Origin of the sequence: Komagataeibacter sucrofermentans DSM 15973 (assembly GCF_040581405.1) — a bacterium.
Classification (GTDB): domain Bacteria; phylum Pseudomonadota; class Alphaproteobacteria; order Acetobacterales; family Acetobacteraceae; genus Komagataeibacter; species Komagataeibacter sucrofermentans.
Genome location: NZ_CP137157.1, coordinates 2347752 through 2361422, shown reverse-complemented (window position 1 = coordinate 2361422; position 13671 = coordinate 2347752). Strand labels below are relative to the sequence as shown.

The 13671-nt window shown below is 65.7% G+C and carries 11 protein-coding genes and 1 tRNA gene; 10 read left to right on the top strand and 2 right to left on the bottom strand.

From position 1 onward, the window contains the following. Window positions 1-40: 40 nt before the first annotated feature. Window positions 41-1210, bottom strand: coding sequence for a 2-C-methyl-D-erythritol 2,4-cyclodiphosphate synthase (gene ispF / locus R5N89_RS11175; protein WP_110566950.1), 1170 nt, complete (start codon window positions 1208-1210; stop codon window positions 41-43). 257 nt (window positions 1211-1467) lie between these two features. Between ispF and dusB the strand changes: the two genes are divergently transcribed. From dusB to R5N89_RS11135, 8 genes are all read left to right on the top strand, one after another. Then, window positions 1468-2529 carry a tRNA dihydrouridine synthase DusB gene (gene dusB, locus R5N89_RS11170; RefSeq protein ID WP_110566814.1) on the top strand — a complete coding sequence of 354 codons (1062 nt, stop codon included), beginning with the start codon at window positions 1468-1470 and terminating at the stop codon, window positions 2527-2529. Then, window positions 2526-3671, top strand: coding sequence for a nitrogen regulation protein NR(II) (locus R5N89_RS11165; RefSeq protein ID WP_110566812.1), 1146 nt, complete (start codon window positions 2526-2528; stop codon window positions 3669-3671). Before dusB ends, R5N89_RS11165 begins: the two co-directional genes overlap by 4 nt. A gap of 31 nt (window positions 3672-3702) precedes the next feature. Beyond that, window positions 3703-5157 (top strand): nitrogen regulation protein NR(I), encoded by a 1455-nt coding sequence (gene ntrC / locus R5N89_RS11160; protein WP_110566810.1) that lies wholly within the window; start codon window positions 3703-3705, stop codon window positions 5155-5157. Further along, window positions 5154-7421, top strand: coding sequence for a PAS domain-containing sensor histidine kinase (locus R5N89_RS11155; protein ID WP_110566808.1), 2268 nt, complete (start codon window positions 5154-5156; stop codon window positions 7419-7421). The genes ntrC and R5N89_RS11155 overlap by 4 nt, the downstream gene beginning before the upstream one ends. Further along, on the top strand, window positions 7411-8802 hold the full coding sequence (locus R5N89_RS11150; RefSeq protein WP_110566806.1) for a sigma-54 dependent transcriptional regulator: 1392 nt from the start codon (window positions 7411-7413) through the stop codon (window positions 8800-8802). Before R5N89_RS11155 ends, R5N89_RS11150 begins: the two co-directional genes overlap by 11 nt. 127 nt (window positions 8803-8929) lie before the next feature. Then, window positions 8930-9208 (top strand): RNA chaperone Hfq, encoded by a 279-nt coding sequence (gene hfq / locus R5N89_RS11145; RefSeq protein WP_110566804.1) that lies wholly within the window; start codon window positions 8930-8932, stop codon window positions 9206-9208. Continuing rightward, window positions 9205-10515 (top strand): GTPase HflX, encoded by a 1311-nt coding sequence (hflX, locus tag R5N89_RS11140; protein WP_110566802.1) that lies wholly within the window; start codon window positions 9205-9207, stop codon window positions 10513-10515. The genes hfq and hflX overlap by 4 nt, the downstream gene beginning before the upstream one ends. Before the next feature lie 239 nt (window positions 10516-10754). After that, the gene (locus R5N89_RS11135; RefSeq protein WP_110566800.1) at window positions 10755-11591 is read left to right on the top strand and encodes an inositol monophosphatase family protein; all 837 of its coding nucleotides are present in this window, start codon (window positions 10755-10757) and stop codon (window positions 11589-11591) included. A 92-nt stretch (window positions 11592-11683) separates the two neighbouring features. Here the strand turns inward: R5N89_RS11135 and mazG are convergent, their stop codons facing one another. Then, complete coding sequence (gene mazG / locus R5N89_RS11130) at window positions 11684-12478, bottom strand: nucleoside triphosphate pyrophosphohydrolase (RefSeq protein WP_110566798.1); 795 nt, start codon at window positions 12476-12478, stop codon at window positions 11684-11686. Window positions 12479-12573: 95 nt separating this feature from the next. Here mazG and argC point away from each other — a divergent pair, with 95 nt between their 5' ends. Then, a complete protein-coding gene (gene argC, locus R5N89_RS11125; RefSeq protein WP_110566796.1) occupies window positions 12574-13509 on the top strand; it encodes an N-acetyl-gamma-glutamyl-phosphate reductase in 936 nt (311 codons plus the stop codon). Window positions 13510-13585: 76 nt separating this feature from the next. Beyond that, window positions 13586-13669, top strand: a tRNA-Leu gene (locus tag R5N89_RS11120). Window positions 13670-13671 lie beyond the last annotated feature (2 nt).

Sequence of the window (13671 nt, the reverse complement as noted above, 5' to 3'; positions counted from 1 at the left end):
AGCGGCCCCCAAAACAGTTACTGTCCGTTTTATCCCTGCCTCAGGGCACCAGCACCGTGGCGCTGGCCAGGCAGGCAATGCCTTCCTCGCGGCCGGTAAAGCCGAGGCGCTCGGAGGTGGTGGCCTTGACCGAGATGCGGTCGACATCAACCTTGAGCAGCTCGGCAAGGCGGGCGCGCATGGCTTCGGAGTGCGGGCCGATCTTGGGGCGCTCGCAGATCAGCGTCACATCGGCATTGACCAGCATGCCGCCACGCTGGCGGATACGCTCGCCCGCGTGCACCAGAAAGCGCGCGCTGTCGGCATCTTTCCACTCATTCTGGCTGGGCGGAAAGTGGCGGCCAATATCACCTTCGGCCAGGGCGCCATAAATGGCATCGCACAGTGCATGGATGCCCACATCCGCATCGGAGTGGCCCGCAAGGCCGCGCGTGTGCGGCACGTTGATGCCGCACATGATGAGCGGACGGTTCTCGGCAAAGGCATGCACGTCGTAGCCCATGCCTGTGCGCGGCAGCAGGGTCGGGCCGATCAGGCGTTCCAGTCGCACCAGATCCTCCTTGTAGGTCAGTTTGATGTTGTCTTCTGCACCCGGCACGATGGCCACGGGGTGACCCGCGCCTTCAAGCAGGGCGGCGTCATCGGTGGCATCGGCGGCTTCGGCCGCGCGGTGCAGGTCGCGCAGCAGGCCAAAGCGGAAGCCCTGCGGCGTCTGGGCACGGAATAGATCGGTGCGCGGCACGGTATCGGTAATGATACCATCCTTTGCGCGCTTGATGGTATCGGCCACGGGCACTGCGGGGATCACGCCCGCATGTTCGGCCAATGCCGCGATCACGCCCTGCGTCACGCTGGCGGGCACGTAGGGCCGCGCGCCATCATGGATCAGCACCAGTTCGGGGCGCTCGGCCCCGGGCAGGCGGTCAAGGGCCTCAAGCCCCGCGCGCACGCTGGCCTGGCGCGTCTCGCCACCGGGCACCACGGGCAGGACCGTGCAGCCTTCGGGCGCAAAGCCTTCAAGCGCACGGGCCAGCAGGGCGGGATCGCCCACCGGCTGGATGAGGCCGACATGAGGGGCAAGGGCATCCGCCGCGTGGCGGATGACGGGCCAGCCGCCGAGCGTGACATACTGCTTGGCGACGGGGGTCGCGGTCTGGGCGCTGTACCGGCTGCCCTGGCCCGCGGCGAGAAGAATGGCTGCAACACGCATGATGCGGAGCAATGCGGCCATGTGGGCCGCGCGTCAAGCATTGTGCGCGGGCAGGGGCAATGTCGGGTCTGTTCCGGCTGTGCTTTTCGGGTTGTCACGATCGGGCAAAAATGTGCGTTGCGTGCCCTGAAGCTGATTGCACGGGGCGGCGGGAGCAGGTATTCTGCCTAAATCATAAGCATTTTTGATGGATAATGTAGCTGGCCTGTTTCCACGTTGCCGCACGCGGCTGGAAAGCCGGCGGGGAAGTAGGGTTCATGTCGTCTCAACTGCTCTCGCCCATTGATCTGGGTGGCGGGGTCATTCTCAAGGCGCCGGTCATTCTCGCCCCCATGGCGGGGGTGACCGATCTGCCGTTTCGCAGGCTGGCGCGCAGCCTCGGCGCAGGGCTTGTCGTGTCCGAGATGATCGCGTCATGGGCCATGATCCGCGAGAACGAGACCACCCTGCGCATGGCCGAAGTGGCTGATGACGGCCCCAACTCCGTGCAGCTTGCCGGGTGCGACCCCGAGGCGATGGGCCAGGCGGCGCGGATCGCGGTTGATCGCGGGGCAGACATCATCGACATCAATTTCGGCTGCCCGGTCAAGAAAGTGGCCGTGGGCCAGCTTGCCGGCTCCGCCCTGATGCGTGATGAGGCCCATGCCGGCCGCCTGCTTGAGGGCGTGGTGCGCGCGGTCAATGTGCCCGTTACGCTGAAAATGCGCATGGGCTGGGACCATAACAGCCTCAATGCCCCCACACTGGCCCGAATTGCACAGGAATCGGGCATTCGCATGGTAACCGTGCATGGCCGCACCCGCCAGCAGTTCTATAACGGCACGGCGGACTGGCACTTCGTGCGCAATGTGGTCGATGCGGTGGATCTGCCGGTGATCGTCAATGGCGATATCCTGAGCGTGGAGGATGCCCGCACAGCCCTTGAGCGCTCGGGCGCACAGGGTGTCATGATCGGGCGCGGCTGCTATGGCCGCCCGTGGTTCCTGGCCCAGGTGGCGCGCGCGCTCATGCATGGCGAGGATATTCCCGAGCCTGATCTGGTGGCGGAAAAAGCCATCGTGCTGAAGCATTACGGCATGATGATCGACCATTTTGGCGCCCATCCCGGCCTGCGGCTCGCGCGCAAGCATGTGTCATGGTACTCGGCGGGGCTGCCGGGTTCGGCAGGCTTCCGCGCTGCCGTGAACAAGATGGACACGGTCGATGGCGTGATCGGCATGATCCATGAATTCTATGACGGGCAGATCGCGGCGGGCCATGTGCGCGGGCCGCGCCCCTCCACCGTTGAGGCGGAAAAGGCCGCAGCGCGCGCGGCATGAACCATACCCCGCCCGCACCCTCCGGCCATGTGCCCTGCGCGCCCGACAACGTAACGGGAAACGGGCAGGTCATACTCGATTCGCTGGCGCTGCCGGTGGTGGTGGTGCGCGCCGATAACGCCATCGGCTACGTTAACAGCGCCGCCGAGCCGTTTTTCGGCATGTCGCGCGCGCATCTGGTGCAGATGCGCCTGACCGATATCCTGCCCGGTGACAGCCCGCTCTTCCTGCTCATGGAGCAGGTGCGCGCGCAGGATCACACCGTGGTCGAGCACGAGGTCACGCTGGAAAGCCCCCGCCTGCGCCATGAGGGCGTGACCGTGCAGGGCGCCCCCGTGATGGAGGAGCCGGGCTCGGTCGCGCTGACGTTTCATGACTTCTCCGCCGTGCGCGTGCTCGACCGCCAGCTTACCTTCCGCTCGGCGGCGCGCAGTGTTGCGGGCATGGCGGCCATTTTGGCGCATGAGGTCAAGAACCCGCTCTCCGGCATAAGGGGGGCGGCGCAACTGCTTGAAACCTCGGTGGGCGAATCGGACCGCGAGCTTGCCGTGCTGATCCAGGACGAGGTCAACCGCATCCGCGACCTCGTGGACCGGATGGACATGTTCAGCGACCGCCCGATCGAGCGCAGGCCGGTCAACATCCACCGCGTGCTCGAGCATGTGCGCAGGCTGGCCCAGCAGGGCTTTGCCGCTGATATCCGCTTTGAGGAAGTGTATGACCCCTCGCTGCCGCCAGTGTGGGGCAACCGCGACCAGCTGGTGCAGGTGCTGCTCAATCTGGTCAAGAACGCCGCCGAGGCCCTGCACGACCACCCCGAGGGCGACGCGCCGCCGCAGATTACGCTCACCACCAGCTACCGCCCCGGCATATGGGTTTCCACCGGGGCGGGCAGCCAGCGCGTGCAGTTGCCGCTGCTGGTGTCGGTGCGTGATAACGGGCCGGGCATTCCCGAGAACATCCGCCCGCACCTGTTCGAGCCGTTCCTCACCACCAAGACCACGGGCAGCGGGCTGGGGCTGGCGCTTGCGGGCAAGATCGTGGGCGACCATGGCGGCGTGATCGAGGTGGAAAGCCGCCCCGGCCGCACCGAGGTCCTGCTGCATCTGCCTGTCGTGACCGAAGACCGGGGCACGCCCTGAAGCCCTGCCAGAGTTGAGAGATTTATAGCGTATGTCGCTGCCGACCATTCTTGTTGCCGATGATGACCGCTCCATCCGCACGGTGCTGAGCCAGGCGCTTGGGCGCGCGGGCTATCAGGTCCGCGCCACGGCCCAGGCCTCCACCCTGTGGCAGTGGGTGGAGGAAGGCGAGGGCGACCTCGTGATTACCGATGTGGTGATGCCCGATGAGAACGGGCTGGACCTCATTCCGCGCATCCGCCGTATCCGTCCCGACCTGCGGGTGGTGGTGATGAGCGCCCAGTCCACGCTCATGACGGCGGTCAAGGCCACCCAGCGCGGCGCGTTCGAATACCTGCCCAAGCCGTTTGACCTCAAGGAAGTGCTGGCCGTTGTCGCCCGCGCGCTGGCCACCCCCGCCATGCCGGTGCAGCCCGCGGTGGTGGCCCCCCGGCCCGAGGAGCAGATGTCGCTTATCGGGCGCTCGGTGGTGATGCAGGACATCTACCGCATCATCGCCCGCCTCACGACATCGGACCTGACCGTGATGATTACGGGCGAGAGCGGCACCGGCAAGGAACTCGTCGCCCGCGCCCTGCATGATTACGGGCCGCGCCGTACCGGGCCGTTCGTGGCCATCAACATGGCTGCCATTCCGCGCAACCTGATCGAGAGCGAACTGTTCGGCCATGAGCGCGGGGCCTTTACGGGGGCGACCAGCCGGGTGGCGGGGCGCTTCGAGCAGGCGGCGGGCGGCACGCTGTTCCTTGACGAGATTGGCGACATGCCGCCCGAGGCCCAGACCCGGCTTTTGCGCGTGCTGCAGGATGGCGCCTTCACCACCGTGGGCGGCACCGTGCCCATCAGGGCCAATGTGCGCATCATCGCCGCCACCCATCGCGACCTGCGTCAGGCCATCCGGGAAGGCAGCTTCCGCGAGGATCTGTACTACCGCCTGAACGTGGTGCCCATGCGCCTGCCGCCCCTGCGCGAGCGGGTGGAGGACATTCCGCTGCTCGCGCGGCACTTCCTTAACGAGAACGCCGATGGCGCGGGCAACGTGCGCGTGCTCGATGAGGAGGCGATGGCCCGCCTGCAGGCCTATCGCTGGCCGGGCAACGTGCGCGAGCTTGAAAACCTGATGCGCCGCATCACCGCACTCCACCCGCAGGAAAACATCGGGGCCGACATCATTGATGCCGAACTCGCCGAAGTCAGCAGCAGTGGCGCCCCGGGCGAGGGGGGCAGCAGCACCGAAACCCTGGCCGAGGCGGTCGAGCGCCACCTGCGCCGCTTCCTCGCGGCGGGGGCAGGGCAGGACGACATGCCCATGAGCGATATCTATGACAAGGTGATTGCCGAGGTGGAGCGCCCGCTCATTTCCATGATGCTCTCGGCCACGCGCGGCAACCAGATCCGCGCCGCCGCCATGCTGGGGCTGAACCGCAATACCCTGCGCAAGAAGATCCGCGATCTCGACATTCCCGTGGTGCGCGGGGGGGCATGACCACGCCCGCCCCGCCGCGCACGAGCGTTGCCTATCGGCTGGCGCGGCGCATGCTCGACATGCTCGTGCGCCGCAACGTGGCCCTGGTGCTGGTGCTGCTCGCGCTTGTGCTGGGGGTTGCGACCTTCGTGGTGCTGTCGGGTGGCAATTCGCTGGCCCATCACCCGCAGATCCAGGCGCTGGTGTTCATTCTCAACTTTCTGGTGCTGCTGCTGCTGGCCACATCGCTGACCGAAAAGGTGGGCCGCGTGCTGGCCGAGCGGCGCAGCGGGCTGGCAGGTGCCCGGCTGCATGTGCGGCTGGTCACGCTGTTCGGCATCGTGGCGGTGGCGCCCACCATCGTGGTGGGCACGTTTGCCGCCGTGTTCTTTCATTACGGCATCCAGATCTGGTTCAGCGACCGGGTGAACACCGCGCTGAACGAGGCGCTCGAAACCTCGCGCGGGTACCTGCAGGAGCATAACGCCAACATCCGCACCGAGGCCTTCTCGCTGGCCAACTACCTGGTCAGCGCCCAGACCGCGCTGGCCGGGTCGGGTAACGACCTGCTGCACAACGCCGATGCGCTCTCGCAGGTGCTGGATTCGCAGGCTACGCTGCGCGGGCTGGACGTGGCGGTGGTGTACGACCCGTTCACCAACACGGTCGTGGCCTCGGGCGGGCTGATGGGGCGCACGGCCAACATGAAGGACCTGCCGCCGCCCGCCGCAACCCTCATGGCCCGCACCAACGAGATCGCGATCCTGGATTCGGCGGATGAAAAGACTGTCCGCGCGGTTGTGACGCTGGGCGATACGCCACCGCTCATGCTCATGATCGCCCGCCCCGTTGACCCCGACATTCTCGAGCACATGCACCGCACCGAGCAGGTGGTGGCCGACTACCAGCGGCTCAATGGCAATCGCGGCAAGATCCAGTTCACCTTCGTGCTGATCTTCGCGCTCGTGGCGGTGCTGGTGCTCGGTGCCGCCATCCTGATCGGGCTGATGCTGGCCAACCAGATCGTGCGCCCGCTCGGGCTGCTCATCCTGGCATCGGAGCGGGTGAGCAAGGGCGATCTCGACAGCAACGTGCCCGAGGGCGACCGCGATGATGAGGTGGCCAGCCTGTCACGCGCCTTCAACCGCATGACCACGCAGCTTGCCACCCAGCGCGCCGAGCTGATCCAGGCCAATAACCAGATCAATGAACGCCGCCGCTTTACCGAGGCCGTGCTGTCAGGCGTTTCGGCCGGGGTGATCGGGCTGGATTCGCAGCGCATGATCGAACTGCCCAACCGGGCGGCGAGCGTGCTGCTGCACCGCGACATGGTCGAGTGCGTGGGCCGCCCGTTGATCGAGGTGGTGCCCGAACTTGCCGACATGCTCGACCGCATTGCCCATGATGGTGCGCGCGAGCTGACGGGCGAGGTGCAGGTGCTCGCGGGCGGGCGCGCCAGTACGCTGCTGGTGCGAATCGGCGCGGAAATGCAGGGCAGCGTGGCTGGTGTCTCGGCCGAGGGCTACGTGGTTACTTTTGATGACATAACAGCCCTGCAGGTGGCGCAGCGCAAGGCGGCCTGGGCGGACGTGGCGCGCCGCATCGCCCATGAGATCAAGAATCCGCTCACCCCCATCCAGCTTGCGGCCGAGCGGCTCAAGCGCCGCTTTCTGCGCGAGATTTCATCCGACCCCGATACGTTCGTGCAATGCGTGGACACCATCATCCGCCACGTGGGCGATATCGGGCGCATGGTGGATGAATTTTCCGCCTTCGCCCGCATGCCGCAGCCAGTCATGCGCAACGAGGATCTCTCGCGCATCGTGCGCGAGGCGCTGATCCTGCAACGCAACGCCCACCCCGAACTGGTCTATGAGGTCGATCTGCCCGACCGGGGGCCGATCGTGCGCTGCGACCGCAGGCTGGTGGGCCAGGCGCTGACCAACCTGTTGCAGAACGCAGCCGACGCCATTGCCATGCGCGCCCCCGACGCGGCGCCGGGCGGGGATGGCGTCATTGGCCACATCCGTATTACATTGGAAAATGACGGCGCGCATGTTCGCCTGCGCGTCGAGGATGACGGGATCGGGCTGCCGGTCGAGGATCGCGCCCGGCTGACCGAGCCATATGTGACGCACAAGCCCAAGGGAACCGGCCTGGGCCTTGCGATCGTCAAGAAGATTCTTGAAGATCACGGCGGCAGCATCGGGCTTGAGGACAATGCCGGGGGCAGGGGAGCTGTGTCGACGTTGATTTTGCCGATAAAGGACGACCATGGGGCATGAAATCCTGATCGTCGATGATGAGCCGGATATACGGCTCCTTATCGAAGGCATTCTGGCCGATGAAGGATACGAAACGCGGCTGGCGGGTGATTCCGATTCAGCCATCGCCGCCTTCAGGGAGCGTCGGCCCGCGCTGGTGGTGCTCGATGTCTGGCTGCAGGGTTCACGGCTTGATGGGCTGGGCATCCTCAATGTGCTGCACAAGGAGGAGCCGTCCGTCCCGGTCATCATGATCTCGGGCCACGGCACCATCGAGACCGCCGTTGCCGCCCTGCAGCACGGCGCGTACGACTTTATTGAAAAACCCTTCCAGGCTGACCGGCTGCTCGTGGTGGTGCGCCGCGCGCTCGAGGCCTCGCGCCTTGCGCGCGAGAATGCCGAGCTGCGCCTGCGCGCGGGCTCGGGCACCGTGCTTGAGGGGCGTAGCGCCGCCATTGCCGCCGTGCGCAACCAGATCGACCGCGTGGCGCCCACCGGCTCGCGCGTGCTGATCTCGGGGGCGGCGGGCACGGGCAAGGAAGTGGCAGCAAGGATGATCCATGCCAGCTCCCGCCGCGCGGAGGGGCCGTTCATTGCGCTGAACTGCGCCACCCTCGCCCCGGGCCGGTTTGAAGAAGAACTGTTCGGCATCGAAGGCAGCGATGATGGCACGGGTCGGCGCACCGGCGTGCTCGAGCGCGCGCATGGCGGCACGCTTTTGCTTGATGAAGTGTCCGACATGCCGCTCGAGACGCAGGGCAAGATCGTGCGCGCGCTGCAGGACCAGACCTTTGAGCGGCTTGGCGGTTCGCGGCGGGTCAAGGTGGATGTGCGCGTGCTCGCCACCACCAACCGCGACCTGCAGGCCGAGATCGGGCTCGGGCGCTTCCGTGAGGATCTGTACTATCGCCTCGCCGTCGTGCCGCTGCGTATTCCCAGCCTGCGCGAGCGGCGCGAGGACATACCCGAGCTTGCCCGCATGTTCCTTGACCGCGCCGCAGAAAACGCGGGCCTGCCGCTGCGCGAGCTTTCAGGCGATGCCATTGCCGCGCTCCAGAGCTACGAGTGGCCGGGCAACGTGCGCGAACTGCGCAACCTGATGGAGCGCCTGCTCATCATGATGCCGGGCAACAGCACCGACCCCATCCGGGCCGACATGCTGCCGTCCTCGGTGGGGGATGGGGCGCCCGCGCTGCTCAAGTTCGATTCTGACGAGGATGTGATGAGCCTGCCGCTGCGCGAGGCGCGCGACCTGTTCGAGACCCAGTACCTTCAGGCGCAGCTTTTGCGTTTTGGCGGGAACATAAGCCGTACCGCGGGCTTTGTGGGCATGGAGCGCAGCGCGCTGCACCGCAAGCTCAAGCAGCTCGGCGTGACATCGGAGGATCGCAACGCAGGATGAGCTTTTGCCCACCTGACGCATGCCTGCTAGACAACGAACCGTGATACGGATGGTGGCAACGCCGTAGCATGACACGTGACTGTGCCGTGTTGATTTTCGCCCAACAAACAACAAGTAAGGCCCTGCCGTGGCAAAAGAACCTTCACAGAATGTACAGGACGTGTTTCTCAACCACGTCCGCCGGTCGAAAACGCCGGTCACCATTTTCCTCGTCAATGGCGTCAAGCTTCAGGGCATCATCACCTGGTTTGACAATTTTTTCGTTCTGCTGCGGCGCGACGGGCATACGCAGCTTGTCTACAAGCACGCGATCAGCACCGTCATGCCCGCCACCCCCGTCAGCCTGTTTGATCCCCCGGCTGAGGATACGGAAGAACCTGCTGCCACGGATGGCAGCCCGTCGTGACGGTGGCGGCGCCTTCATCCGCCACGCGCGCCGCTGTCATCCTGCCATGGGAGCGCCCTGACAGGCACGATGATGCCCGCGCGGCCGAAGCCCGGCTGGAGGAAGCGGTGGGACTTGCCGCCTCCATCGGGCTGGTGGTGGTGTGTCAGGCGGTGCTGCTGCTACGCGCCCGCAGGCCTGCTACCCTGCTTGGCGGCGGTCAGGTCGATTCGCTTAAAGAGACGGTCAAGGCCGACAACATCACCGTTGTCATTATCGATTCCCGGCTCACCCCGGTGCAGCAGCGCAACCTCGAGCGCGCGCTGGGCTGCAAGGTGATCGACCGGACCGCGCTGATCCTTGATATTTTTGGCGAGCGCGCGGCCACGCGTGAAGGCACGCTGCAGGTCGAACTCGCCCATCTGGAATACCAGCGCAGCCGCCTTGTGCGCACCTGGACCCATCTTGAGCGCCAGCGCGGTGGCTTCGGCTTTCTTGGCGGCCCCGGCGAGACGCAGATCGAGGCCGACCGCCGCATGATCGGCGACCGGATCGTGCGCCTCAAGCGCGAGCTTGAGCAGGTGCGCCGCACGCGCGGGCTGCACCGGCAGGCCCGCAGGCGCGTGCCGTTCCCCATTGTGGCGCTGGTGGGTTACACCAATGCGGGCAAGTCCACCCTGTTCAATGCCCTGACCGGGGCGAGCGTGTATGCGCAGGACCAGCTTTTTGCCACGCTGGACCCCACCATGCGCGGCATCCAGCTGCCATCGGGGCGGCGGGTGATCCTGTCCGATACGGTGGGCTTCATCAGTGACCTGCCGACCGAACTCATCGCCGCCTTCCGCGCCACGCTTGAAGAGGTGGCCGAGGCCGACATCATCCTGCATGTGCGCGATGTCTCGCACCCCGATAGCGCCTCGCAGCGCAATGACGTGATCGAGGTGCTCGAGGGCATGGCGCGCAACGGCACGATCGAGGCCGACTGGCAGGGGCGTGTGATCGAGGTGCTGAACAAGGCCGATCTCGTTGGCGGGCGCGACGCCGTGGGCGCGCGACCGGGCAACGTGGTCATTTCCGCCATTACCGGCGATGGCCTGCCCGACCTGCTGGCCGCGATTGACGAGCGCATGACCCGCGCGATGGAAGTCGTGCGCTACCGCGTGCCCATAACCGAGGGCGCGGCCATGGCCTGGCTGCACGAGCATGGCGAGGTGACCGAGCGTGCCGATGGGGAGGAAGGGGCCGAGATGACCGTGCGCCTTTCACCTGCCAACCGTGCGCGTTTCGAGATGCAGTTCGGTCGCGTCGTGACCTGCCTGGTCGATTAGGGACTGCGGGATCAAGAGAAGTTTCTGGATGCCGCCTTCTTTTCAAAAAGGCGGCATTTCCTGAAGCTTGCCAAAAAAAGCTTCATCAGAAACTTCCTTATGGTTGCGGGAGTCTTTTAAAACTGGCCGCACAGGCAGGCTTTCTGGATGGTCAGGTCATGATGGCGCGCGGGGTGGAAAAATGACGCCCGCCGGCGCAGGAATGACGGGTTGAACAACGGACAGGGGCGGAGGCGGCAATGACGCAACGGATCACACTGGCGGATATGCACAAGGTGGTGGCGATGATGCGTGAAGCAGCACAGCGCCATGTCATGCCGTCCTTCCGTTGCCTTGACCGTGCCGATATTCGCAGCAAGAGCGGGCCGATGGATATCGTGACCGTGGCGGATGAAGCCACCGAGCGTGACCTCACCGCAGCCTTGCAGGCCGCCTGGCCCAAAGCCCTCGTGGTGGGGGAGGAGGCGGTGGCCGCCAGTCCTGACCTGCTTGATGGCCTGGCCACGGCTGAACTGGCCTTTGTCATCGACCCGATTGATGGCACCGCCAATTACGCGGCGGGCGTGCCGCTGTTTGGCGTGATGGTGTCTGCCGTATCGGGTGGCGAAGTTGTGGGCGGGGCGATTGTGGACCCCATCTGCAATATCGCGGCCATAGCCGCGCGCGGGCAGGGGGCGTGGCTTGATGATGGCAAGGGGGGCGAGCGCCGCCTGCAGGTTGCCCCCGCCGTGCCCGCGCATGAGATGGCGGGCAATGCCTCATGGCGCTACCTGCCAGCCCCCGTGCGTGATGTGGTGACCCATAACCTGCCCAAGGTGGCGGGATCGTGGGATTTCCGTTGTGCGGCGCATGAATACCTCATGCTGGTCGATGGGCGCTGCCATTTCCTGCTGTTTAACCGCACCCTGCCGTGGGACCATCTGGCGGGCTGGCTGATCCATCAGGAAGCCGGTGGCTACAGCGCCCATTTTGATGGCGCGCCCTATCGCGTGACCGACCGTAGCGGCGGGCTGCTCTATGCGCCTGATCGCGCAAGCTGGCAGGCGCTGCACGACCTGTTGCTGACGGCTCCCTGAAAGATAAAAGTTCTTGGGTGCCGCCTTTTTTCAAAAAGGCGGCGCTCTTTCGAAGCTTTTTGAAAAAAAGCTTCACCAAAAACTTTTGATTTTTAAGTCTTTTTTGTTGCTGCACGCTCGCGGTGTTTCACCGCCTGCCAGCCTTCCTCCATGGTTTTCACGTCCACATCGGCCAGTGCGAGCCCCCGGTCGGCCAGATCGTGCTCGACGGCGGTAAAGCGGCGGGTGAACTTGGCGTTGGCCTGGCGCAGGCAGGCCTCGGGGTCCATGTCCAGCTTGCGGGCCAGTGTGGCGAGCGTGAACAGCACATCGCCGAGTTCATCAAAGATCTTCTCGCGGTCGCCGCTTTCAAGCTCGACCTTCAGTTCATCAAGTTCCTCATCCACCTTCGCGGCGACCTCGCCTACCGTATCCCAGTCAAACCCCACGCGGGCGGCACGCGCCGAAAGCTTGCGCGCGCGGATCAACGCTGGCAGGCCCACGGGCACGTCGTCCAGCGTGCCGCGCCGGTTGCGGGCCAGACGTTCGAGCGCCTTGCCGTTTTCCCACTGGCCCGCCCGGGCTTCGGCCTCGCCAAACACATGGGGGTGGCGGCGCACCATCTTGTCGCCGATCAGGGTGGCTACGGTGGCGAAGTCGAACAGGCCTTTCTCATCGGCCATCTGCGCGTGATAGACGACCTGGAGCAGCAGGTCGCCCAACTCATCGGGCAGGCCGTCCCAGTCCTCACGGGCAATGGTGTCGGCCACTTCATAGGCTTCTTCAATGCTGTAGGGCGCGATCGAGGCAAAATCCTGCGCCTTGTCCCACGGGCAGCCGCTCTCGGGGTCGCGCAGGCGGGCCATGATGCCAAGCAGGCGTTGGAGGGAAGGGGCAGCGTCTTGCATGGGGTGGTTCCTGCCTGTTTATGTTGCGGTCGGGCGCAGGTTTTGTATAGATCGCGCACCGCCAGGCGGGAAGTTCTTATCAGGATAGATGGCATATGAGCAGCGACGGACAGGCAACGGTCTTTATCGATGGCGAGGCAGGCACCACGGGGCTTGGCATCCGCGAGCGGCTGCGGCACCTGCCGGTCACGCTGCGCTCCATTGACCCCGCCCGCCGCAAGGATGCTGACGCCCGGCGCGAGATGATGGCCGCAGTCGACGTGGTGGTGCTGTGCCTGCCCGATGCCGCCGCGAAGGAAGCGGTGGCCATGGCCGATGCCATGGGGGCCGAGGCGCCCCGCATCCTTGATGCCAGCACCGCCTTCCGCACCGACCCGGCCTGGGTTTACGGCTTTCCCGAAATGGATGCGGCCCAGCCGGAGCGCATCCGCAAGGCGGCGCGCGTGTCCAACCCCGGCTGCTACCCCACGGGGCTGGTGGGCCTGCTGCGCCCGCTCGTCAAGGCCGGGCTGGTGCCTGATGACTACCCCATCACGGTCAATGCCGTAAGCGGCTACAGTGGCGGCGGCCGCAGCATGATCGAGGCGCATGAGCGTGAGGGCGGTCCCGCCTTCGAGCTGTACGGGCTGGGGCTTGGCCACAAGCACATCCCCGAAATGAAGCTGTATGCAGGCCTTGCGCAACTGCCGCTGTTCGTGCCCTCGGTCGGGCATTTTGCGCAGGGGATGATCGTGTCCGTGCCGCTGCATCTCGATCTGCTGCCCGGCAATGTCGGCTTGGCCGACCTGCACGCGGTGCTGGCCGCGCATTATGCAGGCTCCGACCGTGTCAGTGTGGTCGAGCCCTGCGGCAAGCTGGTGGCTGATGCGCTGGCGGGCACCGACCGGATGGAGCTGCGCGTGCATGGCAATGAAGAACTCGGCCAGGCCGTGCTGACCGCGCGACTGGACAATCTGGGCAAGGGCGCATCGGGTGCCGCGATCCAGAATCTGGCGTTGATGCTGGGGCTGGAGCCGCCGCCGCCGGTGTGATATAGCGGGTCCGCAAGACGTCCAAGGACTGATTGCCGTGGTATCATCCGTCCCGCTCCGGGCGGGGTGCCTGTATGCGAGAGTGACGGAACGGTAGACGTAGTCGACTCAAAATCGACCGCCGAAAGGCATGGGGGTTCGAATCCCCCCTCTCGCACCAGT